The sequence below is a fragment of the Sphingomonas sp. CFBP 13603 genome, from assembly GCF_014892665.1.
Classification (GTDB): Bacteria; Pseudomonadota; Alphaproteobacteria; order Sphingomonadales; family Sphingomonadaceae; genus Sphingomonas.
On the sequence record NZ_JADBIA010000015.1, the window covers coordinates 43,108 to 66,195 of the forward strand.

General features: G+C 65.1%; 21 protein-coding genes and 2 tRNA genes. 7 read left to right on the forward strand and 16 right to left on the reverse strand.

Annotated features, from left to right (window positions below; genetic code table 11):
- Positions 1-282: 282 nt before the first annotated feature.
- From IFR23_RS18110 to lon, 7 genes are all read right to left on the reverse strand, one after another.
- Complete coding sequence (locus IFR23_RS18110; RefSeq protein ID WP_192977062.1) at positions 283-1,746, reverse strand: efflux transporter outer membrane subunit; 1,464 nt, start codon at positions 1,744-1,746, stop codon at positions 283-285.
- The gene (locus IFR23_RS18115) at positions 1,746-3,362 is read right to left on the reverse strand and encodes a DHA2 family efflux MFS transporter permease subunit (RefSeq protein WP_192977063.1); all 1,617 of its coding nucleotides are present in this window, start codon (positions 3,360-3,362) and stop codon (positions 1,746-1,748) included. The genes IFR23_RS18110 and IFR23_RS18115 overlap by 1 nt, the downstream gene beginning before the upstream one ends.
- A gap of 1 nt (position 3,363) precedes the next feature.
- Positions 3,364-4,530 carry an HlyD family secretion protein gene (locus IFR23_RS18120; RefSeq protein ID WP_192977064.1) on the reverse strand — a complete coding sequence of 389 codons (1,167 nt, stop codon included), beginning with the start codon at positions 4,528-4,530 and terminating at the stop codon, positions 3,364-3,366.
- On the reverse strand, positions 4,527-5,162 hold the full coding sequence (locus IFR23_RS18125; protein WP_192977065.1) for a CerR family C-terminal domain-containing protein: 636 nt from the start codon (positions 5,160-5,162) through the stop codon (positions 4,527-4,529). The genes IFR23_RS18120 and IFR23_RS18125 overlap by 4 nt, the downstream gene beginning before the upstream one ends.
- Before the next feature lie 282 nt (positions 5,163-5,444).
- A tRNA-Val gene (locus IFR23_RS18130) sits at positions 5,445-5,519 on the reverse strand.
- A gap of 67 nt (positions 5,520-5,586) precedes the next feature.
- A complete protein-coding gene (locus IFR23_RS18135) occupies positions 5,587-5,859 on the reverse strand; it encodes an HU family DNA-binding protein (RefSeq protein ID WP_056048186.1) in 273 nt (90 codons plus the stop codon).
- 127 nt (positions 5,860-5,986) lie between these two features.
- A complete protein-coding gene (lon, locus tag IFR23_RS18140) occupies positions 5,987-8,380 on the reverse strand; it encodes an endopeptidase La (protein WP_107962240.1) in 2,394 nt (797 codons plus the stop codon).
- Positions 8,381-8,724: 344 nt separating this feature from the next.
- Between lon and IFR23_RS18145 the strand changes: the two genes are divergently transcribed.
- Genes IFR23_RS18145 through IFR23_RS18155 form a run of 3 tightly spaced genes read left to right on the forward strand, consistent with a single transcriptional unit; the run spans position 8,725 to position 11,146 of the window.
- Entirely contained in the window at positions 8,725-10,452 is a 1,728-nt protein-coding gene (locus IFR23_RS18145) for a M1 family metallopeptidase (RefSeq protein WP_192977066.1), read from the forward strand.
- 56 nt (positions 10,453-10,508) lie between these two features.
- Complete coding sequence (locus IFR23_RS18150; protein WP_342345006.1) at positions 10,509-10,763, forward strand: hypothetical protein; 255 nt, start codon at positions 10,509-10,511, stop codon at positions 10,761-10,763.
- The gene (locus tag IFR23_RS18155) at positions 10,760-11,146 is read left to right on the forward strand and encodes a c-type cytochrome (RefSeq protein WP_192977067.1); all 387 of its coding nucleotides are present in this window, start codon (positions 10,760-10,762) and stop codon (positions 11,144-11,146) included. Before IFR23_RS18150 ends, IFR23_RS18155 begins: the two co-directional genes overlap by 4 nt.
- 2 nt (positions 11,147-11,148) lie before the next feature.
- Here IFR23_RS18155 and IFR23_RS18160 read toward each other — a convergent pair whose 3' ends face one another.
- A complete protein-coding gene (locus tag IFR23_RS18160) occupies positions 11,149-12,273 on the reverse strand; it encodes a calcium:proton antiporter (RefSeq protein ID WP_056048176.1) in 1,125 nt (374 codons plus the stop codon).
- A 133-nt stretch (positions 12,274-12,406) separates the two neighbouring features.
- On the opposite strand from IFR23_RS18160, the gene IFR23_RS18165 reads away from it, so the two are divergent.
- Complete coding sequence (locus IFR23_RS18165) at positions 12,407-12,826, forward strand: hypothetical protein (protein ID WP_192977068.1); 420 nt, start codon at positions 12,407-12,409, stop codon at positions 12,824-12,826.
- A 221-nt stretch (positions 12,827-13,047) separates the two neighbouring features.
- On the opposite strand, the gene clpX is transcribed toward IFR23_RS18165, so the two are convergent.
- The 5 genes from clpX to IFR23_RS18190 form a co-directional block, all read right to left on the reverse strand.
- Positions 13,048-14,313, reverse strand: a complete 1,266-nt coding sequence (gene clpX / locus IFR23_RS18170; protein WP_056048170.1) for an ATP-dependent Clp protease ATP-binding subunit ClpX — start codon at positions 14,311-14,313, stop codon at positions 13,048-13,050.
- A gap of 134 nt (positions 14,314-14,447) precedes the next feature.
- Positions 14,448-15,137 (reverse strand): ATP-dependent Clp protease proteolytic subunit, encoded by a 690-nt coding sequence (locus tag IFR23_RS18175; RefSeq protein ID WP_056048165.1) that lies wholly within the window; start codon positions 15,135-15,137, stop codon positions 14,448-14,450.
- 212 nt (positions 15,138-15,349) lie between these two features.
- Positions 15,350-16,276, reverse strand: coding sequence for a glycosyltransferase family 2 protein (locus IFR23_RS18180; protein WP_192977069.1), 927 nt, complete (start codon positions 16,274-16,276; stop codon positions 15,350-15,352).
- Positions 16,277-16,502: 226 nt separating this feature from the next.
- Entirely contained in the window at positions 16,503-18,158 is a 1,656-nt protein-coding gene (tig, locus tag IFR23_RS18185; RefSeq protein ID WP_192977070.1) for a trigger factor, read from the reverse strand.
- A 68-nt stretch (positions 18,159-18,226) separates the two neighbouring features.
- Positions 18,227-18,311 (reverse strand) — tRNA-Leu (locus tag IFR23_RS18190).
- A gap of 121 nt (positions 18,312-18,432) precedes the next feature.
- On the opposite strand from IFR23_RS18190, the gene IFR23_RS18195 reads away from it, so the two are divergent.
- The 3 genes from IFR23_RS18195 (at position 18,433) to IFR23_RS18205 (ending at position 19,508) form a co-directional block, all read left to right on the forward strand.
- Positions 18,433-18,588, forward strand: a complete 156-nt coding sequence (locus IFR23_RS18195; protein ID WP_168371595.1) for a hypothetical protein — start codon at positions 18,433-18,435, stop codon at positions 18,586-18,588.
- A 2-nt stretch (positions 18,589-18,590) separates the two neighbouring features.
- Positions 18,591-18,809, forward strand: coding sequence for a hypothetical protein (locus IFR23_RS18200; protein WP_192977071.1), 219 nt, complete (start codon positions 18,591-18,593; stop codon positions 18,807-18,809).
- A 135-nt stretch (positions 18,810-18,944) separates the two neighbouring features.
- Positions 18,945-19,508 carry a retropepsin-like aspartic protease family protein gene (locus tag IFR23_RS18205; RefSeq protein ID WP_244655782.1) on the forward strand — a complete coding sequence of 188 codons (564 nt, stop codon included), beginning with the start codon at positions 18,945-18,947 and terminating at the stop codon, positions 19,506-19,508.
- 262 nt (positions 19,509-19,770) lie between these two features.
- Here IFR23_RS18205 and gatB read toward each other — a convergent pair whose 3' ends face one another.
- Genes gatB through gatC form a run of 3 tightly spaced genes read right to left on the reverse strand, consistent with a single transcriptional unit; the run spans position 19,771 to position 23,040 of the window.
- The gene (gatB, locus tag IFR23_RS18210; RefSeq protein WP_093397113.1) at positions 19,771-21,252 is read right to left on the reverse strand and encodes an Asp-tRNA(Asn)/Glu-tRNA(Gln) amidotransferase subunit GatB; all 1,482 of its coding nucleotides are present in this window, start codon (positions 21,250-21,252) and stop codon (positions 19,771-19,773) included.
- A gap of 1 nt (position 21,253) precedes the next feature.
- Entirely contained in the window at positions 21,254-22,738 is a 1,485-nt protein-coding gene (gene gatA, locus IFR23_RS18215; RefSeq protein WP_192977072.1) for an Asp-tRNA(Asn)/Glu-tRNA(Gln) amidotransferase subunit GatA, read from the reverse strand.
- Positions 22,738-23,040, reverse strand: coding sequence for an Asp-tRNA(Asn)/Glu-tRNA(Gln) amidotransferase subunit GatC (gatC, locus tag IFR23_RS18220; protein ID WP_192977073.1), 303 nt, complete (start codon positions 23,038-23,040; stop codon positions 22,738-22,740). The genes gatA and gatC overlap by 1 nt, the downstream gene beginning before the upstream one ends.
- Positions 23,041-23,088 lie beyond the last annotated feature (48 nt).

Sequence of the window (23,088 nt, forward strand, 5' to 3'; positions counted from 1 at the left end):
CCCTGTTTAGTGAATTACTTGCTGCTAGCTGAAAGCGCCCTCTGCTTGAGATAACCGCCACCCCGGCGAAGGCCGGGGCCCAGTTGGCAAGGTAGGGGTAACGGAGCGCAGTCCACCGTTGGCGACATCCCCCAACTGGACCCCGGCCTTCGCCGGGGTGGTCGCCGAACAGGTGCGGTTCTGCAACTAGTATGTTCTCCCGCGAAGGCGGGAGCCCAGACTGGGCTCCCGCCTTCGCGGGAGAACAACTAAGTGTGCGTAACAGAAGTGTTGAAGCGGCCCTTACTCCGCTTGCTCCCAACCGCCCCCCAGCGCCTTGAACAACGCCACCGTCAGTTGCCGCAACTGCGCATCGCTGGACACCAGCTGTTCGCGCGCCGTCAGCACGTCCGTCTCCGCATTCAGCAGCGTCGTCTGCGCCACGAAGCCGGTCCGGTACTGCGACTCCGCTGCGTTCGCGCTGCTCTGCGCATCGATCACCGCGCGCTGCAACGCTGCGTTGCGGCGACGCTCGGCCGCGATCTGCGCGAGCGGGTCCTCGACGTCGCGCAACGCCTGCAACACGGTCGAGCGATAGCGTAGATACGCCTGCTGGCGGTCCTCCTCGCGCGACTTCACGGTCGCCTTGCGCCGGCCCCAGTCGAGCAACGGAAACTGCGCCGCACCGGACGCGGTCAGCTGGAGGCTGTCACCCGAGAACAGATTGCCGAGCGCGGTCGAGATCAGCTGGCCCATGCCGGTGAGGCTGAACTTCGGATACATATCCGCCACCGCCACGCCGATATCCGCCGTCGAGGCCGCGAGATCGCGTTCGGCGGCCCGCACGTCCGGGCGGCGCCGCAACAACTCTGACGGCAACCCGGCCGGGATCGTCGGCACCCCGAGTGGCGCGGCCGAAGGCGCCGCGAGCTCCGCCATCAGCGTCGCCGGCGGCTCGCCGAGCAGGATCGCCAACGCGTGCATGCGAACATCGACATCGGCACGGACCGGTTCGGCGCGCGCCTCGGTCGAGGTGATCGAGGCGCGCTGACGCGTCACGTCGATCGGGGGAACGAGGCCAACCTTAGCGGTGTTGCCCGCGATCTCCAGCGCACGACGCTGGCGGACGATCTCGCCCTCGATCGTCGCGATCTGCGCCTGGTCGAGCCGCAGCGCGAAATACGCTTGGGCGACTTCGCCGGCGAGCGTCACCGCGGCGTCGCGTTTCGACCAGACTGCTGCTTCGGTCCGAGCCCGCGCACCTTCGGTGCTGCGACGGATACCGCCGAACAGGTCGAGTTCCCAGCTGGCGTCGAAGCCGACGGAATAGGTCGTGATCCCGCTGCCGGGCAGTGCGATGCCGCCGGTCGAGCCGGTGCCGCCTGCCCCCGTGCCGCCGCTGAACGCGCGCGCGATCGACGAGAGGCCGGCGTTCTTGCTGAACTCGATGTGGCTCGGACTGGCGCTGGCGTTCACGCTCGGCAACCCTTGCGAGCGTGCGACGATCTCCTGCAACCGTGCCTGGCGCACGCGCGAGGCGGCGATGGCGATGTCGGGATTGCCCTTCAGCGCGCGCTCGACCAGCCCGTCCAGCTGCGGATCGCCGAACGCCGACCACCAGCGTGCCGGATCGACCGAAGTACCAACGCTTGCTTGCGGACCGACGAACGCCGGCGGCACTGCCATCTCGGGAGCGACGTAATTCGGGCCGACGGTGCACCCCGCGAGCAGGGCCGCAACCGCAACCACCATGAACCGCGCACGCATCAATGCATCCCTCCCGAGGGCGCGCCGCCGGTCTTGCCGGAGCGCATGAATAGAACCAGTGGCGCGACGCACAGCACGACCACCATCATCGCGCGGAACACGTCGAGAAACGCGAGCATCGTCGCCTGCCGCTGCATCTGGCTGTAGAGAACCGCCAAAGGCGTCGTCGCATCGCCCTGCCCGCCGAACACGCTCGTCGCCTTCTGCATCCAGTCGTTATAGTTCGGATCGAGCGGGTTGAGCGTCTGAGTCAGTTCCGACTGGTGCCGCTGCAACCCGCCCGCAAGCTGAGTCTGCGCAAAACAGATGCCGATCGTGCCGCCGAGATTGCGCGAGACGTTGAGCAGGCTCGATGCCTGCGCGGTCTGCGTCTGCTTGAGCCCGACATAGGCGATCGCGTTGATCGGCACGAACAGGAACGGCAGCGCCATCGCCTGGAACAGCCGCGCGAACGCCGCGTCGGAGAACGCGATGTCGGCTGTCAGGTGGCTCATGTTCCACAGCGCGAACGCCTGCACCAGCAACGCCGGGAACAGCAGGAAGCGCACGTCGACCAGCCCACTCAACCGCCCCGCGAACGGCACCATGACGAGCGTCGCCAGACCGCCGGCGGTCAGCGCGAGGCCGGCATCGAGCGAACTGTAGCCGAGCACCTGTTGCAGCATCTGGGGGATGAGCTGCGTGGTGCCGAACAGGATCATCCCGGTGACACCCATCACGCCGATCGTCAGCGCGAAGTTGCGGTTCTTCATCAGCTTGAGGTCGATCACCGGGTCCTTGTGATTCAGCTCCCAGACGACGAGCGTGACCAGCGACACCGCGGCGATGATCGCCGACATGACGATGAACCCGCTCGCGAACCAGTCCTCACGCTCGCCGCGATCGAAGGTGAGTTCGAGGAAGCCGAGCCCAAGCGCCACCAGTGCGACGCCGACATAGTCGATCGTCAGGCCGTTCTTGAACCGCTCGTCGCGGTCCTTCTTCACCTGCGGCGGCTCGTCGACGAACGTCTCGACCAGGAACCACGCGGCGATGCCGACGGGGACGTTGATCAGGAACACCCAGTGCCAGCTCGAATATTCGACGATATAGCCGCCGAGCGTCGGCCCGAGCACGGGGCCGACGACGACGACGATCGCGAAGGCGGCGAACGCCATCCCGCGTTGCTTGGGCGGGAAGGTGTCGGCGAGGATCGACTGTTCGACCGGCGCCAATCCGCCACCGCCGATGCCTTGCAACACGCGTGCGACGACCAGCGTACCGATGTTCGGCGCGAGGCCGCAGAGCAGCGATGCGAGCGTGAACAGCGCGATCGACAGCAGGAAATACCGCTTCCGCCCAATCGCGTCCGACAGCCAGCCCGAGATCGGGATGACGATCGCGTTGGCGACGAGGTAGCTGGTCAGCACCCACGTCGCCTGATCGGTGGTGATCGACAGCCCGCCCGAGATATGATCGAGCGCGACGTTGGCGATCGAGGTGTCGAGCACCTCCATGAAGGTCGGGATCGAGATGATCGCGACGATCAGCCACGGGCTGTACTTGCCCGCCGCCGACCGGCTCGGCGACCACGTGTGACCGCCTCCCGCATCGACTTTCGCAGGAGCTTTCGCCACCTCAGCGGACCTTGACGGTCGGCACCACCGACATGCCGGGGCCGATCGGGTAGCGCTTCGGATCGGGGCCGTTCTTCGCGTCGAACACGATCCGCACCGGCACGCGCTGGACCACCTTCACATAGTTCCCGGTCGCGTTCTGCGGGGGCAGCAGCGCGAACGCCTGGCCGGCGCCGCGCTGGATCGAATCGACATGACCCTTGAAGTCGACGCCGGGATACGCGTCGACATGGATGTCGACGGGCTGGCCGATACGCATCAGGGTAAGCTGCGTTTCCTTGAAGTTCGCCGTGACCCACATTGTGTCGGGGATGATCGCCATCAGCTGCGTGCCGGGCGCGACGTACGAACCGACGTTGACCGAGCGGTTGACGACCTGGCCTGCGACCGGCGCGGTCAGGCGGAGATCGCCGATCGTGACGTTCGCCTGGTCGACCTGCGCGCGGCGGGCGTCGATCACCGACTTCGCTGCGCCGACCTGCTTCCTGGCGACGCTGATCTGCGCGGTGGCGGTGTCGATCTGCTCGCGCGCGGCGGCGGCATCGGCGGCGGTCTGGCGAGCGGTCGCGCGCGCCTGATCGAGCTGTTGGCCGGCGACCGCGCTCGGATCCAGCCGCAGCAACGCCTCGTAACGCGCGAGATCCTGCTGAGCCTTCACCGCAGCCGCCATTGGGACGCGTGCTTGGGCGGCGGCCTGCTGGCGTTGCGCTTCGGCGGCGGTGACCTGCGCCTGTGCCTGCGCGAACTGTGCGCGGGCCTGCGATTCGTTTGCCTGCGCCTCGGCGACCTGCGCATCGCGGCCGGATGCCTTGATGACCGCAAGCAGGCGGCCCGCTTCGACGTGGCGATTGTCGATATCGGCGACCTGGACCAGCGTCCCCGCGACCTGCGGTGCGAGGCGGACGATGTGCGTATCGACGAACGCGTCGTCGGTCGACTCGAACTGCCGCGCATGGAGCCAGTAGAGCACCCCGCCGATGATCAACCCGCCGACGACGATGACGAGGATGATCCAGAACAGCGGCTTCTTAAAGACCGACGGCTTCTTGTCGGCCTCGTCCTCAGAATCGTCCTGCTGTTCGGTATCGGGCTGTTGGTCCTCGCCGTTCGGATCGTCCTTGCGATCCTCGTCGTGGTCGGTGTCGGAGTGGTTCGTCTGGTCGGTCATGCCTGGCCCTGTTCTTCAGCACGCATCGAATCGAGGATGGCGTCGATATTGGCGTCGATCCGCGCCTTGATATCGTGGATGTCGTCGGCCCCGAGCGCATCGCGCCCGAGCAGTTTGAGGAAGGTCGCGCGGCTCGATCGCAGCGCGAGGACCTGCCCCATCAACGTGATCGTCGTGATCCGCGCGACGCGCGCGCTGGTACAGCCGGTCGCGGTGGCGACGAGATCGGCAAGCGTCTCGATCATCTGCCCCATCACGCCGCCATAGATCCGCTCGAACGCCGCGCCGGGTTTCATCTGCTCGCGCAGGATGAACAGTGTCCAGTCGGCGTTCTCGTCGCTCGCCATCTTGTCCGCGAGCCGCGCGAATATCCGGTGGATACGGGTGCGGGCTGCGGCGGCGTCCTCGACGACCCCGGCGGGTACGTCGAACGGCTCGGTCATCATCGCGGACATGCGCTCGGCGATCCGATCCGCCGCGGCGAGGTACAGCCCGTCCTTACCGCCGTAATGATAGGTGATCGACGACATTGCCGTGCCCGCCGCCGCAGCGATCGCGCGCGTGCTTGCTCCCTCCAGCCCCTTGCTACCGAATTCGCTGATCGCGATGTCTAGGAGTCGTGACTGGACCACGGGGGGCATTTAGTTCGATCGAACGAACCAGCCTAATGAAGAAGCTGTCATGTTGCGCGGACGACTGATCTCTGCCGCACGCCGCGCCACGAAAAACACCCCGTCATCCTGACGAAAGTCAGGATCCAGTGCTAAGGAGGATGCCGCTTAATTACCCTGGATCCTGACTTTCGTCAGGATGACGGAACTTTGGGGACGAAGCCCGCCGCGAGATTACACTACCCCGACGGACCCCAGAAACAGCAACGCCGGCCCCTTCGTGCGAAGGAACCGGCGTAAATCTGGTGGGCGCGGCTGGGATTGAACCAGCGACCCCACCCGTGTGAAGGGTGTGCTCTACCACTGAGCTACGCGCCCGAAACTCGTTCGGAAGCGGGCCTTTAGGCAGACCCCGTCCACCTGTCCAGCCCTATCAACACCGGTCCTAGTTGACCGCGTCCTTCAGGCCCTTGCCGGCCTTGAACTTCGGCTGGGTCGAGGCCTTGATCGTCATCGGCTCGCCGGTCCGGGGATTGCGACCGGTCGACGCCTTGCGCTTCGAGATCGAGAACGTGCCGAAACCGACCAGGCGAACCTCGTCGCCCTTCTTCAACGATGCCTCGATCGCGTCGAACACCGCCTCGACGGCCTTGACCGCGTCGGCCTTCACCAGCCCGGACGTGTCGGCAACCGTCGCGATCAGTTCCTGCTTGTTCATATAGTCCCCCGGAAAGTCTCAAGTCGGCCGCGATAGAATCACGGCCGCAGTCAGCGCGCAATAATGCGGCGGCCCCGTCTGCTGTCAAACGAAACCGCCGCGTCATCGCTTACGATCCAAACATGGATCAGTGGTGAAGGCCACCCCCGACCGGCGCGATCGGTGCCGGTGGCAGTGCCGCCAACTCGTCCGCATCGGTCCACTCGATCGCTTCGAGCGGTTCGGTCAGCGCCAGACGAAGCACCTCGTCGACGTGCGAAACGGGGATGATCTTGAGCCCCGCCTTGATGTTCGCCGGGATCTCCGCGAGGTCCTTCTCGTTCTCCGCGGGGATGAGCACCGTCTCGATCCCGCCACGCAGAGCAGCCAACAACTTCTCCTTGAGGCCACCGATAGGCAGTACGCGACCACGCAGCGTCACCTCGCCGGTCATCGCCACCTCGCGCCGGATCGGCACGCCGGTCAGCGTCGAGACGATCGACGTGACCATGCCGATACCCGCCGACGGACCATCCTTCGGCACCGCACCCTCGGGCAGATGGATGTGGATATCCTTCCGCGCGAACAGGCTCGGCTTGATCCCGTAGCTCGGCGCGCGTGCCTTGACGAAGCTGAACGCGGTCTCGATCGACTCCTTCATCACGTCGCCGAGCTTACCGGTGAGCTTGGCTTGGCCCTTGCCCGCGACCGTCACGCTCTCGATCGTCAGCAGCTCGCCGCCGACCTCGGTCCAGGCCAGCCCGGTAACCGCACCGATCTGGTTCTCGGTTTCGCCGAGCCCGTGGCGATACTTCTGCACCCCGGCATATTCGCCGATGTTCTCGGGCGTGATCGTAACGCTGGTCGTCTTGTTCTCGAGAATCTGGCGCAGCGCCTTGCGGCACAGCTTTGCGATCTCGCGCTCGAGCGTACGCACGCCGGCCTCACGCGTGTACTGCTGGATGAGCGTGCGAAGCCCCTCTTGCGTCAGCGTGAACTCGCCCGGCTTCAGGCCGTGCGCCTCGATCTGCTTTTCGACCAGATGACGCTCGGCGATCTCGACCTTCTCGTCCTCGGTATACCCCTCCAGACGGATGATCTCCATGCGATCGAGCAGCGCCTGCGGCAGGTTCAGCGAGTTGGCCGTGCACACGAACATCACGTCCGACAGGTCGATATCGACCTCCAGATAATGATCCTGGAACTTGCCGTTCTGCTCCGGGTCGAGAACCTCGAGCAGCGCCGAGGCGGGGTCGCCGCGGAAATCCTGGCCGAGCTTGTCGATCTCGTCGAGCAGGAACAGCGGGTTCGACGTGCCGGCCTTCTTCAGGTTGGTGACGATCTTGCCCGGCAGCGAGCCGATATACGTGCGACGATGGCCGCGGATCTCGGCTTCGTCACGCACGCCGCCGAGCGACTGGCGGATGAACTCGCGCCCGGTCGCCTTGGCGATCGACTTGCCGAGCGAGGTCTTGCCGACACCAGGAGGGCCGACGAGGCACAGGATCGGCCCCTTCAGCTTGTTGGTGCGCGCCTGCACCGCGAGATACTCGACGATCCGGTCCTTGACCTTCTCGAGCGCGTAATGATCCTCGTCCAGCGTCACCTGCGCGGCGGCGATGTCCTTCTTGATCTTCGACTTCTTGCCCCAGGGGAGCCCGAGCAGGACGTCGAGATAGTTGCGCACGACGGTCGCCTCGGCGCTCATCGGCGCCATCGTCTTGAGCTTCTTCAACTCAGACGTCGCCTTGCCGCGTGCTTCCTTACTCATCTTGAGCGTCGCGATCTTCTGCGTCAACTCGGCGATCTCGTCACCTTCGCCCTCGCCGTCCTCGTTGCCGAGCTCGCGCTGGATCGCCTTCAACTGCTCGTTGAGGTAATATTCGCGCTGCGTCTTCTCCATCTGGCGCTTGACGCGGCTCTTGATCTTCTTCTCGACCTGAAGGACGCCCAGCTCGCCCTCCATCGCCGCGAACGCCATTTCGAGACGCTTCGACGGGTTGGTCTCGAGCAGGATCGCCTGCTTCTCGGCGACCTTGATCTGGACGTTGGCGATCACCGCGTCGGAGAGCTTCGACGCGTCCTCGATCTCCGACAACTGCACCGACGTTTCCGACGAGAGCTTGCGGTTGAGCTTGGCGTAGTTCTCGAACTGGTCGACCACCGAGCGCATCAGCGCGATGAGCTCCGGTCCTTCGACCTCGGCATCGGCGACCGGTTCGACCGTGGCGGTGAGGAAGTCGCCGCTTTCGTCGAGCGTTTCCAGAGTCGCGCGGCCCTTGCCCTCGACGAGCACGCGGACGGTGCCGTCGGGCAGCTTCAGCAGCTGGAGCACGGTCGCGGTGACGCCCATCGAATACAGGTCGTCACGCGAGGGATCGTCCTCTGCGGGATCGACCTGCGCGACGAGATAGATCTCCTTGTCCGCCGCCATCGCCGCCTCGAGCGCGGCAACGGACTTATCGCGGCCGACGAACAGCGGCACGATCATGTGCGGGAACACGACGATGTCGCGAAGGGGAAGGACGGGGTACTGGGTCATGAACGCTCCGGTGGGTGCCTGCATGGGGGCATAATCTACAGTGTATATGGTGAGGATGAACCGTCCATCAATTGGTTGGCGGTGGGATCGGTACGATCCGGTCCGAAACGATGCCGCGAGCACCCCCGTCACCCCGGGTCCTTCGGCTACGCTCAGGAGAGCCTTGTTCCGGGGTCCAGCGTTCGAATACCCCACCGTCATCCCCGCGAAGGCGGGGATCCATATCCTCGGAGGTCTGTGATCATGCTGCGAGGCTAGCCGGTATGGGTTCCCGCCTCCGCGGGAATGACGAGGAATATAGGCTTATAGCTTGTATCGCCCTGACCTCCGCGCGAGGATACGCCATGAAATCAGGTCTTCTACTCGCTGCAAGCGCCGTCGCACTTCTTACCGCCGCCGCGCCCCTCCCGAAGAAGGGCGAACCCGCGATCACCGCGCAGACGCAGCGGTCGGGGGGCGTACTGACACCCGAACAGACCGCGCTACGGTTCGACAGCGCGGACCTGGCGTTCGAAGTGCTGCCCGAGACGGAAAGCCTGAACGGTGTCGCCACCCTGGTCTTCACCGCGAAGGCGCCCCTAACCCGGCTGCCGATCGACCTCGACCGCAATCTACCCGTCAGCGCGATCGCGATCGACGGCGTTCCGCTCGCGCCCTCGGCCTGGAGCAATCCCGAGGGTCGGCTGACGATCACGCTGCCAAAGCCCGTCCCCGCTGGCGGCAAGGTCACCGCGAAGATCACCTATGGCGGCACGCCGCACGTCGCGGTGAAGGCGCCGTGGGACGACGGCATGGTCTGGTCGAAGACACCCGATGGCCGCACGTGGTTCGCGACGACCGCGGAGGGCTATGGCTGCGACCTGTTCTGGCCGTGCCTCGACTTCCCGACCGGCGAGCCGGCGCTGGTGACGCTGCACATCACCGTGCCCAAGGGGCTGAAGGCACCGTCGAACGGCGTGCTGCTCGGTGTCGATACGCTCGCGGACGGGCGGACGACGTGGAACTGGCGTGCCAAGCATCCCAACACCTACGGTATCGCGCTGAACGTCGGACCGTATGAGGAGATCAGCGGCGCGTACAAGAGCCGCTTCGGCAACAGCATCCCGATGTATTACTGGTACCTGCCGGGCGAGAAGGTGCAGGCCGAAAAGCTGTTCGCCGAGTTCGCGCCGACGCTCGATTTCTTCGAGAGCATGATCGGCCCCTACCCGTTCGGCGACGAGAAGCTCGGCGTGGTCGAGACGCCGCACAAGGGCATGGAGCACCAGACGATCAACGCGTACGGCAACGAATATGCCAAGGCGCCGGAGGGGTTCGACTGGCTGTTCCAGCACGAGTTCGCGCATGAGTGGTTCGGCAATCAGCTGACCGCCGCCAACTGGGACGATTACTGGCTGCACGAGGGGTATGGAACCTACATGCAGCCGCTCTACGGCCAGTGGCGCGAGGGGCGCGCGCGCTATGCCGCGATGATGCAGGGCGAGCGCACCTCGATCATGAACCTCAAGCCGATCACGCAGCAGCGCGTCACCACCGAGGAGGAGGTGTACGAACTCGACAAGGGCGGTGCGGGGCAGGACATCTACTACAAGGGGTCTTGGATGCTCCACACGCTGCGGAGCCTGATCGGCGACAAGGCGTTCTTCGACGTCACGCGGCTGGCGGTGTATGGGCGCGCGGATCCGAAGCCGGGCAATTTCGCGCCGCGGTTCGGGTCGACGAAGGAATATGAAGCGCTCGTCCGGAAGGTGACGGGGAAGGACTATGCGTGGTTCTTCGACGTGTATCTCCGGCAGGCGGCGCTGCCCGAGCTAGTGGAAACGCGGATGGGGAATATGCTGACTTTGGCCTGGAAAGTGCCCGGTAACGGCCCCTTCCCGCTTCCCGTGCAGGTGCAGATCGACGGCAAGACGCGGACTTTGCCGATGACTGGAGGGAAGGCGAGCTTGTCGGTCCCGGCGGGCGCGCATGTCGTGATCGATCCGGATGCGCTGGTCCTGCGTCGGAGTATCGCACTGGAAGACGTGGCCACCTGGAAAGCCGCGCAAGCTGCGAAGGCCAAGCCCCAATGACCTCTCCACCGTTCCCCCGCGAAGGCGGGGGCCAAGGGTCCCAAGAGACGACGCCCGTGGCTCCTGGCCTCCTACGTGCGCAGGAGAACATCTGGGCGTCTCGCGCGGCGGAGATGACAGCGATCTTCATGGTTGGGGACGGGTTGATCGGCCTCCTCCAACCCCGCCGCCACGTCGACCTCTGGAAAGACGAAGCGCTCGGGACCGAGAAACTGGTGAAGCCCTTCGTCGACCGCCCAGGCCGCCGCCGCCTCTACGCCGTCGCGCAGATCGCCGCCGGCCTCGCCTTGGCCGCACGCCAGAAGCGATGACCCTGCCGCGGTGGCCCCTGCTGGCGCTGGCGCTCGCCGGTTGCGGTTCGAGCCCCGACGCCGGCACCACCGGCCAGATTGCCAGCGGCGAACGCGTCTTCCGTCGCTGCACTGCCTGCCACACGATCGGGCAATACGCGGGCGATACCGATGGGCCGAACCTCTACGCAGTCATGGGCAACCCGATCGGCGAGCGTCGCCCGCGCTTCTCCTACACCGCCGGGCTGAAAGCACTCGGCGGCAACTGGGATGCCAAGCGCATGGACGCCTGGCTTACCAACCCGCGCAAGATGGTGCCCGGCACCACGATGGCGTTCGCCGGCCTTCCCGACCCCAAGGACCGCGCCGACGTCATAGCCTATCTATCGACGCAGGGCCCCTGAGCTTATGGCACCACCGTCGTGAACAGATAGGCGGCGAAGATCACGAGGTGGACGACGCCCTGCAACACCGTCGTCCGGCCCGTGCCGAGCGAGAGCGTGGCGACGAACAGCGAGAGCGCGAGAAGCGTCATGCTCTTCGCGTCGATGCCGAGCGCGATCGGCAGGTCGAGCACCAGCGACACGATCGCCACGCTCGGGATCGTCAGCCCGATCGTCGCCAATGCCGAGCCGAGCGCGAGGTTGAGGCTGGTCTGCAACCGATTACGCCGCGCCGACTTGTAGGCTGCAAGGCTTTCCGGCGCGAGCACCAGCGCTGCGATCACCACGCCCACCACGGTCAGCGGCAGGCCGGCACCGAGCACCGCCGCCTCGATCGTCGGCGACAGCGTCTTCGCGAGCAGCACCACCGAGACGAGCGCCACCAGCAGCGCGGCGAACGCTATCCCGGTCGCGCGGCCCGATGGCGGCGCAGCGTGATCGTCCTTATCGTCGGTCGACGGCAGGAAATAATCGCGGTGGCGTACCGTCTGCACCAGCACGAACGTCCCGTAGAGGATCAGCGACACGACCGCGACGAAAATCAACTGCGACGACGCGTAGGTCGGGCCCTGTGTCGACGAGGTATAGTTCGGCAGGATCAGCGACAGCACCGCCATCGCCGCGAGCACGCCGAGCGCTGCGGTCATGCCCTTCAGCGTGAAGCGCTGCTCATGATGCCGCACCGCCCCCGCGAGCAGGCAGATGCCGATGATGAAGTTGAGGATGATCATGATCGCCGCGAACACCGTGTCGCGCGCGAGCGTGGTCGCGTCGCCGGCGTTGGAGAGCATCAGCGAGACGATCAGCGACACTTCGATCACGGTGACCGCGATTGCGAGGACGAGCGTCCCGAATGGCTCGCCGACCTTGTGCGCGATCACTTCGGCGTGATGGACGGCGGCGAGCACGCTGCCAATCAGGACGATGACTGCGGCGGCGGTGCCGAGCGTGCCCATCTTGGCGAGGCCGACGAGGACGGCGAGCAGTCCCAGGCCCGGCGCGATCAGCGTCCAGATCGGGAGCGCCAGACGGTCCGGCATCGTCTCCACCACGTGTTCGTTCGGTCGGTCGGCCACTTCGATCGTCATGCATGCTCCCTCGTTCCACTTGGTCAACGAATGCGCGAGGGCCGATAAGGGTCCGAGTCGGGGCGATTGCGGAGTGGTAAGGATCGGGTAGGTTGCAGCGATGTTGGCTTGCGATCTCCGCGAAACGCTCGTCATGACCGCCGATGCGATGCGGGATGCTCAAGACCCATGGTGGGTCATTTCCAGCGCGGCGGTCGCGCTTCACGGGGTGGTACCGATCGAGGTCGGCGACGTCGATGTGCTCATGAGCGTGTTGGATGCTCTAAGGGCGATGGACAGGCTCGGGGTCGTGCCCATCAAGGATGGCACGAGTTCGTTGTTCCGATCGACGCTGTTCGGGCGGTGGGAGACACCGCCTTTGGTAGTCGAGATCATGGCGGGGTTTCATGTTGCGACGAGCGCGGGTTGGACGGAGGTGCTGCCGCGAACGCGCGTATCCCGCCCGTTCGACGGACGCGTCGTTTACGTGCCTGATCGGGCGGAATTATCCCGGATTCTCAGGATGTTCGGGCGTCCTAAGGATCTAGAGCGGGTTAGGCTGTTGACCTCGTAGTTCTGTCCTTACCTTCCTCAAGGCGAGATGGTTTGGTGGTACACCCCCTCCCGTCATCCTGACGAAAGTCAGGATCCAGGGTAACTAGCGCGAGCCTTAATTGCTCTGGATCCTGACTTTCGTCAGGATGACGGACGACGGTTTTCAGGCGCGTATGCCCCAGAACGAAAAAGGGCGCCGATCGCTCGACGCCCTCTCCCGTATCTCAAATCAGTCCAGACTTAAGCGGCATCGCCAGTCTTCTTCTTCTCGGCATAGACGCGGATGGGTTCCTTGCGGCCTTCGATCACGTCCTTGTCGATCATCACCTCGTCGACCCCGTCCATGCCGGGCAGGTCGAACATCGTGTCGAGCAGGATGCTCTCCAGGATCGAGCGAAGACCGCGCGCACCGGTCTTGCGTTCGATGCCCTTCTTGGCGACCGACACCAGCGCGTCGTCGGTGAAGCCGAGCGCGACGTCCTCCATCTCGAACAGCTTCTGGTACTGCTTGACCAGCGCGTTCTTCGGCTCCTTCAGGATCTTCACCAGCGCGTCGACATCGAGATCCTCGAGCGTCGCGATCACCGGCAGACGGCCGACGAACTCGGGGATAAGCCCGAACTTCAGCAGATCCTCAGGCTCGACCGACTTCAGCGTCTCGCCCGTCTTGCGCTCGTCCGGCCCGGCGACATACGCGCCGAAACCGATCGACTTGCCCTGGAGGCGATCGCCGATGATCTTCTCGAGACCCGAGAAGGCGCCACCGCAGATGAACAGGATGTTGGTCGTATCCACCTGCAGGAACTCCTGCTGTGGATGTTTCCGCCCACCCTGCGGAGGAACCGACGCCGTCGTCCCTTCCATCAGCTTGAGCAACGCCTGCTGCACGCCCTCGCCCGACACGTCGCGCGTGATCGAGGGGTTCTCAGCCTTGCGCGAGATCTTGTCGATCTCGTCGATATAGACGATCCCGCGCTGCGCCCGCTCGACGTTGTAGTCCGACGCCTGGAGCAGCTTGAGGATGATGTTCTCGACATCCTCGCCGACGTAGCCCGCCTCGGTGAGCGTCGTCGCGTCGGCCATCGTGAACGGCACGTCGAGGATGCGGGCGAGCGTCTGCGCGAGCAGAGTCTTGCCGCAACCGGTCGGCCCGACGAGCAGGATGTTCGACTTCGACAGCTCGACATCGGCACCCTTGGCGCCGTGGTTGAGCCGCTTGTAGTGATTGTGCACCGCCACCGACAGCACGCGCTTGGCGCGCTTCTGGCCGATCACGTAATCGTCGAGGACGTCGCAGATCTCCTGCGGAGTCGGCACGCCGCCGTCCTTCTTGGACACCAGCGCAGACTTCGTCTCCTCACGGATGATGTCGTTGCATAGCTCGACGCACTCGTCGCAGATGAAGACCGTCGGCCCGGCGATCAACTTGCGGACCTCGTGCTGCGACTTCCCGCAGAACGAGCAATAGAGGGTGCTCTTCGAGTCGCCACCGCTCAGCTTCGTCATTCAATCACCTCTCGCGCATGTCGGTGCACGTGCCGTTTCCGGGGCCGCTACCGTAACGCACCCCGGAGTTCCTACAATCAAATAAACCGGCGGGGTTTACGATTCACCCCATGCCAGTGTCGGTCGGACGGCGATTAGGCGGGTTTCGGCGCATCCTCGGATACCGCCGGACGCTTGTCGAACACCTCGTCGATCAGACCGAAATCCTTCGCCTCGTTCGCTTCGAGGAACGTATCGCGGTCCATCCGGCGCTCGATCTCTTCGATCGGCTGGCCGGTATACTGCGAATACAGCTCGTTCATGCGCTTGCGGATGCGCAGAATCTCGCGCGCCTGGATCTCGATGTCGCTGGCCATGCCCTGTGCACCACCCGATGGCTGATGGATCATGATGCGTGCGTTGGTCATCGCGACGCGCATGCCGGGCTCACCGCTCGCAAGCAGGAAGCTGCCCATCGAGGCTGCCTGGCCGATGCAGACGGTGCCGACGCGCGGACGGATGTACCGCATCGTGTCGTGGATCGCCATGCCCGCCGTGACGACACCGCCCGGCGAGTTGATATACATGAAGATGTCCTTCTTCGGGTTCTCGGACTCGAGGAAGAGCAGCTGTGCGGTGATCAGCGAGGCCATGCCGTCCTCGACGCCGCCGGTCACGAAGATGATGCGCTCGCGGAGCAGGCGCGAGAAGATGTCGAACGAACGCTCGCCGCGGTTCGACTGCTCGATGACGATGGGAACCAGGCCTGCTTGCGTCTGCTGCAGGCCGAGCCCGGCGCTGGCCAACGGGCTCGCGAAATCGCCGGTCTCGAACGGATTGTGCATGGAAATCTCTCTTATGCCCCAGTGAACCGCTAACATCGGCGGTCCGAGAGGGGAGTTCAAGCCCTGCTTAACCCCTCGCCCCTCCGGGGAGAGGGAGGGGCCCGCCCGCACTTGCGGGCGGGAGGGTGAGGGGCGTTGGGATCCGCCAACCGCCCCTCACCCTCCCGTCGCCAAGCGGCTCCTCCTTCCCTCTCCCCGGAGGGGCGAGGGAGTTAGATGCCTGGGGCGGGGTAGGCCAGGTACGCCAGGCGGCGGACTTCGCGGCGGCCTCTTACGACCGTGTCCAGGATCAGGCCGGTGAACACGTTGAGCGCGGCGAAGATGCCGAGGCCGGTGATCAGGATCGCGGTCGGGAAGCGCGGGACCTGGTGGATTTCAATGTACGTCAGCACCAGCGGGATGCCGAGGACCAGCGCCAGCAGGCCGAACACGCTGCCGATCGCGCCGAAGAACCAGAGCGGCCGCTCGATCCGGTACAGCGTCATGATCGTGCGCAGGATGCGCCAGCCATCGCCGTAGGTGCTGAGCTTCGATTCGGAGCCTTCGGGGCGGGCGTAATAGGGCGTCTCGACCTCGCCGATCGGCATCTTGAGTTCGAGCGCGTGGACGCTGATCTCGGTCTCGATCTCGAACCCGGCGGACAGCGACGGGAAGCTCTTCACGAACCGGCGCGAGAAGACGCGGTACCCTGAGAGGATGTCGGTGAAGCTGCGGCCGAACAGGCGCGCGAGCATCCCGGTCAGTAGCGCGTTGCCGAAACGGTGGCCGCGGCGATAGCTTTCCTGGACTTGGCTGATGCGCGAACCGACGACCATGTCGAGCTGCTCGTCCAGGACGCGAGCGACCAGATTCGGGGCGGAGGCGGCGTCGTAGGTCGCGTCGCCATCGGCCATCACGTAGATGTCGGCGTCGATGTCGGCGAACATGCGGCGGACGACGGCGCCCTTGCCCTGGATGCGCTCGGTCCGGACGACGGCTCCGGCGGCGCGCGCGACCTCGATCGTGCGGTCGGCGCTGTTGTTGTCGTAGACGTAGATGGTGGCGCCAGGCAGCGCATCGCGGAACCCGGCGATCGTCTGCGCGATCGCGGCTTCCTCGTTGTAGCAGGGTAGCAGGACGGCGATTCTCGGTTCGATCATGCCCTGCCCTGCCCTGCCCTGCCCTTGCGGAGTTGAAGACGGTATTTCAGTCACCGAACAACCCTAAAATGCACTTCCCCGGCGGAGGCCGGGGCCCAATTGGGAAAGGTCCATAACGAAGCATCGCGCATCGTTACAGCTAACTTTCCAATTGGACCCCGGCCTACGCCGGGGAGGTGACCCGGTTGGGTGAAGCGCCTCACTTACTGAGGCGCTCGAACGTGCGTTACGCCTCGGTCTTGGTCGGAGCCTTCTTCGCGCGCGGCTTCTTCACCGGTGCGTCGGCAGCTTCGGTGCCCTCTGCGTTCTCGGCAGCAACCGGCGACGATTCCGTCACAGCGGTCTCTGCTTCGACCGGAGCCGACTTCTTCTTGGCAGGCGCCTTCTTCGCAGGCTTGGCCTCGTCCGCTGCGTCCGAAGCCGGTGCCTCGTCCGTCACGGCGTCATCCGAAGCAACGTCGTCCGAAGCCGGCTTGGCCTTCTTGGCAGCGGCCTTCTTCTTCGGCTTGTGGTTGTCGTGATCATGCGTGTGCGTGCCGCTGGCGAACCCGTCCTCGCTCTCGATCGCTGCTTCCAGCTCCTCACGCGTCGCTTCGCGGTCGGTGATCTCGGCCTTCTCGAACAGGAAGTCGACGACCTTGTCCTCGTACAGCGGCGCGCGCAGCTGGGCGGCCGCCATCGGCTCCTGCTGGACGTACTGCATGAACTGCTGGCGCTGCTCGGCAGGATACTGCTGCGCGGCCTGTGCGAGTAGACGCTGCATTTCCTGGTTCGAAACCTCGACGCCGTTGGCCTGGCCGATCTCGGAGAGGAGCAGGCCCAGACGCACGCGACGCTCGGCGATCTTGCGGTAATCGTCGCGCTCGCCTTCCATCTCGGCCATTGCAGCCTCTGGATCGGCTTCATGCGTGGCTTCGTGCTGGAGCTGCGACCAGATCTGGTTGAACTCAGCCTCTACCATCGACGGCGGAACCTCGAAGTCGTGACCCTCGGCGAGCTGGTCGAGCAGCTTGCGCTTCATGTGCGTGCGCGTGAGACCGTTATGCTCCTGCTCGATCTGACCCTTCAACAGCCCCGTGAGCTGCTCGAGGCTCTCGAGACCCAGCGACTTGGCCAGATCCTCGTCGATCTTGCTCTCGCCCGCGGTCTTCACCGACTTGACGGTGATGTCGAACGTCGCCGGCTGGCCCGCGAGCGACTTCTCCTGATACTCCTCGGGGAAGGTCACGTTCAGGACCTTGTCGTCGCCGGTCTTCACGCCGACGAGCTGATCCTCGAAGCCGGGGATCAGACGACCCGAACCGAGCTCGACGCCCATGTCAGTGCCCGTGCCGCCGTCGAACGCGACGCCGTCGGCGGTCTTGCCGACGAAATCGACGGTGACGAGATCGCCCATCTTGGCGACGTAATCGTCAGCTGCGTCGTCCCACTTCTTCTGCTGGTCGGCAAACTTTTGGAGCTGCTCGGTGACCGCGTCGTCGGCGACGGGCACGGTCAGGCGCTCGAGCTTGATGCCGTCGATCGCCGGTGCGGGGACCTGCGGGAGGACCTCCATCTCGACCTTGACCACCGCGTCCTTGCCGAGGTCATAGCCGTCTTCGAGCTCGACCGAAGGCTGCATCGCGGGGCGAAGCTGCTTCTCGGCGACGAGCGTCTGGACGCCCTCCTGGATCGCCGCGTTCAGCGCGTCCTGCGTCAGCGCCGGGCCGTGCATCTTGCGGATGAGGTTCGCCGGTACCTTGCCCGGACGGAAACCCGGCATCTTCATCTGCGGCGCGAGGCGCTTCAGCTCGACATCGACCTTGGCATCGATATCCTTCGCGGTGATGGTGAGCGTAAAGGCGCGCTTGAGGCCCTCGTTCAACGTCTCGACAGTCTGCATGTCCGGCCTTTGTCTAAAAGAGCATTCAGGATAATTCTTCGGGCGGTCGCCTCGCCTGCGCGGCGGGCTGGTGCGGGCGAAGGGACTCGAACCCCCACATCTTGCGATACTTGGACCTAAACCAAGCGCGTCTACCAGTTCCGCCACGCCCGCACAGGACATCGCCGTAGCGGGCGCGTCTATACCAACGATGCATGCGGGGGCAAGCACATAGGCAACTCCCAACGCAACCGCGCTCGATTACAGGCGTTGAACATCCAGAAGGAGAGACATCATGGCTACCCAACCCCCGGCAGAATTCCCGACCCCGACGTCGCCCGTCGAGCCGACCGCGCCGCCGCCCGAGTTCAATCCGCCCGCGCCGGATATCGACGTGCCAGCACCGGGAACGCCGTCGAACGATCCCGCACCCGTCCAGCCGGAGTTTTGACCGTGAGCGATCCGCATTCCGGCACGAACCCCGAAACGCTCCCCGAGGATCGTGACGAGGACACCCGCAGCGACATCGAACAGGCGGTGGAGTCGCGCTCAGACGCGGTCGAGCGCGGCGAAGGCGGCGACGAGCCCGAGACGTTCACGGATACCGGCCTGCCCGACGGCGTCGGTGGTACCGGTGGCGTCGTGAAGAACCAGGACAACGACGCGCAGTAAGCTCGTGTCAGCAACCATACAGGCGGGGGTGGCTATCTATACGGTGCCACCTCCGCCAATCAGGACTCGATAATCCCCACGATCCCCACCTTCGCCGAGCACCAGAGCCTCTATATCGCGCTCGGGCTCGCCGTTTTGCTGCTGATCCTGGCGCAGCGCATCCCGATCATCCGCACGCTCGTCAATCTGGCGATGACGCTTGTCCTTGTCGGACTCCTATTCGTTGCGATCGACCAGCGGCGTCAGTTCGATCCTTATATCGGCAAGATCGCGCGGTTCCTGAAGATCGAGGATCAGCAGGTGGTCGGCGGCGAGGTTCGCATCCGCATGTCGCCGGATGGGCACTTCTGGGCGCGCGCGACAATCGACGGGGTGAGCCAGCGGCTGCTGATCGACAGCGGCGCGACGATCACCGCTATTTCCGAGAAGACGGCGGAGAAAGCTGGTGTCGAGGCGCGGGTTGGCGTGGTGCCGATCGTTTTACAGACCGCCAATGGCTCGATCGCGGCTAAGACGGGGACGATTGCCTCGCTGCGTCTCGGTGCGATCGTCGCGCGGGATTTGCAGGTGGTGGTGTCGCCGGCGTTTGGCGAGACCAACGTGCTGGGGATGAACTTCCTGTCGCGCCTCGCGTCGTGGCGGGTAGAGGAGAACACGCTAATCCTCGTGCCGCATCATCCGCAGAAGGTGGACGCGTAAGGCCGCCTCCGTACACAACCACCCCGGCGAAGGCCGGGGCCCAATTGGAAAGGTTGCAGTAACGAAGCGCTGCCCATCGTTATCACCGTCCCCCAATTGGGCCCCGGCCTTCGCCGGGGTGGGGCATGTGGAGGCGGGCGAACTACACTTCTGCTAGTTCCCTCACGAACGCGGGGGCCCAGGAATCAAGCAGCGCTGCACTCAGTTACCCTGGACTCCCGCCTTCGCTGGAGAGAGAGCGAGCGAGCGAGGTTTGGTAACTTTACGAAGCCACCGACTCCCCAAGCATCCCCTTCAGAACCTCGTTCACAACAGCAGGGTTAGCCTTCCCCCCCATCGCCTTCATCGTCTGGCCCACGAAGAACCCGAACAGCTTGTCCTTACCGCCGCGATAATCAGCGACCTTGTCAGCGTTCGCCGCCATCACGTCAGCAATCACCGCCTCGATCGCGCCGGTATCGCTGGTCTGCTTCAACCCACGATCCTCAACCACCTTCGCCGCGCCGTCACCAGTTTCGAGCATCACCTCGAACACCTGCTTGGCAAGACTCCCCGACAGCGTCCCGTCCGCGATCAGCCCCAGCAGTTCCGCCGCCTGCGCCGGGGACACCGGGGAATTCTCGATGTCCTTCCCCGTCCGGTTCAGCGCGCCGAACAGTTCCGAGGTCGTCCAGTTCGCCGCCGCCGCCGGCTTCACGCCCGCGTCGAGCAACGCATCGAACCACCGCGCCGCCTCGACCTCGGCGGTCAACACCGTCGCCTGATACGCGGTGATCCCGAGCGCCTCATACCGCGCGCGCTTCGCGTCCGGCAGTTCCGGCAACGAAGCCCGGCACTCGGCCAGGAACGCATCGTCGAGCACCAGCGGCAGCAGATCGGGATCGGGGAAGTAGCGGTAATCATGCGCGTCTTCCTTCGACCGCATCGAGCGCGTCTCGTTACGATCGGGATCGTAGAGCCGCGTTTCCTGCTGGATCTTGCCGCCGGCTTCGAGCACCTCGACCTGGCGCTTGGCCTCCTGCTCGACCACCGCCATCACGAAGCGCACCGAATTGACGTTCTTCGTCTCGGTCCGCGTGCCGAGCTCGTCGCCGGGCTTGCGCACGCTGACATTGACGTCGGCGCGCATCGAGCCTTCTTCCATGTTGCCGTCACACGACCCGACATAGCGCAGGATCGATCGCAGCTTCCGCAGGTAAGCCCCTGTTTCCGCCGGCGATGCCAGATCGGGCTTCGACACGATCTCCATCAGCGCGACGCCCGACCGGTTGAGGTCGACATACGACTGGGTCGGATGCTGGTCGTGCATCAGCTTGCCTGCATCCTGCTCGACATGGATGCGCTCGACGCCGATCCGCTTGCCCGCGGCATCCGGATTCTTCTCGTCGAGGCTGATGTCGATCGCACCCTCACCCACGATCGGGTGATAGAGCTGGCTGATCTGATAGCCCTGCGGCAGATCGGCGTAGAAGTAATTCTTACGATCGAACCGCGACCATTTGTTGATCTGCGCCTCGATCGCCATGCCGGTGCGGACCGCCTGGCGGATGCACTCGCGGTTCGGGACCGGCAGCATGCCCGGCATCGCAGCGTCGACCAGCGACACCTGCGTGTTGGGCTCCGCGCCGAACGCGGTCGCCGCGCCCGAAAAGAGCTTGGCGTTCGACGTCACCTGCGCGTGCACTTCGAGGCCGACCACGACCTCCCACTCGCCGGTTTCGCCCTGGATTCTGTAATCGCTCATGTTACCACCAAGCCTCTGGTCGCGCGGTAAATCCTGCTCGCTGTTCGATCGCGAGCCCTGCGTTCAGCACGCCTTGCTCGTCGAGCGGCTTGCCGATGATCTGCAGCCCGAGCGGCAGACCTTGCTTGTCGAGGCCACCCGGCACCGACATCGCCGGCAAGCCCGCAAGCGACGACGGCACGGTGAAGACATCGTTCAGGTACATCGCGATCGGATCGGCCGACTTCTCGCCGAGCGCGAACGCTGCCGAGGGGGCGGTCGGGGTGAGAAGGACGTCGCACGTCTCCCACGCCCGCTCGAAATCGCGCGCGATCAGCGTCCGGACCTTCTGCGCCTGCGTGTAATACGCGTCGTAGAAGCCCGCCGACAGCACGTAGGTGCCGATCATGATGCGGCGCTTCACCTCGGGGCCGAAGCCATCCGCACGCGTCGCGGCGTACATGTCCTGCAAGCCGGCGCCGGTCGGCAGGTCGCGGATCCCGTAGCGCACGCCGTCATAGCGCGCGAGGTTCGACGACGCTTCGGCGGGCGCGATGATGTAATAGGCGGGCAGCGCGTATTTGGTGTGCGGGAGCGAGACCTCGACGATCGTCGCGCCGGCGTCCTTCATCCAGGCGATGCCCTGCTGCCAGAGCGCCTCGATCTCCTCGGGCATTCCGTCGACGCGATATTCCTTGGGAATACCGACGCGCAGGCCGTTGAGATTGCCGGACAAACCCGCTTCCCATTTCGGCACGTCGAGCTGCAACGAGGTGCCGTCCTTGGCGTCGAACCCGGCCATCGCCTCGAGCAGGATCGCGCAGTCACGGACGTCGCGTGCCATCGGCCCGGCCTGGTCCAGCGACGAGGCGAACGCGATCGTCCCCCAGCGCGAGCAGCGGCCATAGGTCGGCTTGATGCCGCTGATGCCGGTGAAGGCGGCAGGCTGGCGGATCGAGCCGCCGGTGTCGGTGCCGGTCGCGCCGGGGCAGAGCCGTGCGGCGACGGCCGACGACGAACCGCCCGACGAGCCGCCTGGGGCGAGCGAGGCGTTACCGCCATCGTTGCGCTTCCACGGCGAGATCACGTTGCCGAACGCCGAGGTCTCGTTCGACGAGCCCATCGCGAACTGGTCCATATTCAGCTTGCCGAGCATCCCCGCGCCCGCGTCCCACAAATTCTGCGAGACGGTCGACTCATAGGTCGGCGTGAAGCCTTCGAGGATGTGGCTCGCCGCGGTCGTCGTGACGCCCTTGGTGCAGAACAGGTCCTTCATGCCGATCGGCACCCCGGCGAGCGGCTTGAGCGTCTCGCCGGCTTCGCGCGCGGTATCGGCGGCCGTGGCGGCGGCGATCACGTGCTCCGGCGTCTCGACGAGAAACGCGTTCAACGCCTTGGCCTGGCTCACCTTTACGATGAACGCATCGGCGACTTCGCGCGCCTTGAAGCTGCCATCGCGGACGCCGTCGCGGATGCCTGCGATCCCGAGATCTGTAAGGTCGGTCATTATTCGATCACCTTCGGCACGGCGAAGAACCCGTGTTCGGCCGCCGGTGCATTGGCCAGCACCTGCTCGCGGATGCCGCCGCCGGTCAGCGGGTCGGCGTTGACGACGTCGTCGCGCAGCCGCAGCGTGTTGGGGATGACGGCGGTCATCGGCTCGATACCGGTCGTGTCGACCTCTTCGAGCATCTCGATCCAGCCAAGGATGTTTCCGAGTTCCGGCGCCATGCGGGCGGCGTCCTCGTCGGTGATCGCGATGCGCGCAAGGCTCGCGATCCGCTTCACGGTTGCAGTATCTACGGACATGCCGTGCGGCTAGCACCGGGCGCGCAGGCGGCGCAACACCCTTCGTGT

Coding starts and splice junctions, on each gene's coding strand:
- IFR23_RS18110 (WP_192977062.1), bottom strand. CDS start 1,746: ATGCGTGCGCGGTTCATGGTGGTTGCGGTTGCGGCCCTGCTCGCGGGG.
- IFR23_RS18120 (WP_192977064.1), bottom strand. CDS start 4,530: ATGACCGACCAGACGAACCACTCCGACACCGACCACGACGAGGATCGC.
- IFR23_RS18135 (WP_056048186.1), bottom strand. CDS start 5,859: ATGAACAAGCAGGAACTGATCGCGACGGTTGCCGACACGTCCGGGCTG.
- lon (WP_107962240.1), bottom strand. CDS start 8,380: ATGACCCAGTACCCCGTCCTTCCCCTTCGCGACATCGTCGTGTTCCCG.
- IFR23_RS18145 (WP_192977066.1), top strand. CDS start 8,725: ATGAAATCAGGTCTTCTACTCGCTGCAAGCGCCGTCGCACTTCTTACC.
- IFR23_RS18155 (WP_192977067.1), top strand. CDS start 10,760: ATGACCCTGCCGCGGTGGCCCCTGCTGGCGCTGGCGCTCGCCGGTTGC.
- IFR23_RS18160 (WP_056048176.1), bottom strand. CDS start 12,273: ATGACGATCGAAGTGGCCGACCGACCGAACGAACACGTGGTGGAGACG.
- IFR23_RS18165 (WP_192977068.1), top strand. CDS start 12,407: ATGACCGCCGATGCGATGCGGGATGCTCAAGACCCATGGTGGGTCATT.
- clpX (WP_056048170.1), bottom strand. CDS start 14,313: ATGACGAAGCTGAGCGGTGGCGACTCGAAGAGCACCCTCTATTGCTCG.
- IFR23_RS18175 (WP_056048165.1), bottom strand. CDS start 15,137: ATGCACAATCCGTTCGAGACCGGCGATTTCGCGAGCCCGTTGGCCAGC.
- IFR23_RS18180 (WP_192977069.1), bottom strand. CDS start 16,276: ATGATCGAACCGAGAATCGCCGTCCTGCTACCCTGCTACAACGAGGAA.
- tig (WP_192977070.1), bottom strand. CDS start 18,158: ATGCAGACTGTCGAGACGTTGAACGAGGGCCTCAAGCGCGCCTTTACG.
- IFR23_RS18195 (WP_168371595.1), top strand. CDS start 18,433: ATGGCTACCCAACCCCCGGCAGAATTCCCGACCCCGACGTCGCCCGTC.
- gatB (WP_093397113.1), bottom strand. CDS start 21,252: ATGAGCGATTACAGAATCCAGGGCGAAACCGGCGAGTGGGAGGTCGTG.
- gatA (WP_192977072.1), bottom strand. CDS start 22,738: ATGACCGACCTTACAGATCTCGGGATCGCAGGCATCCGCGACGGCGTC.
- gatC (WP_192977073.1), bottom strand. CDS start 23,040: ATGTCCGTAGATACTGCAACCGTGAAGCGGATCGCGAGCCTTGCGCGC.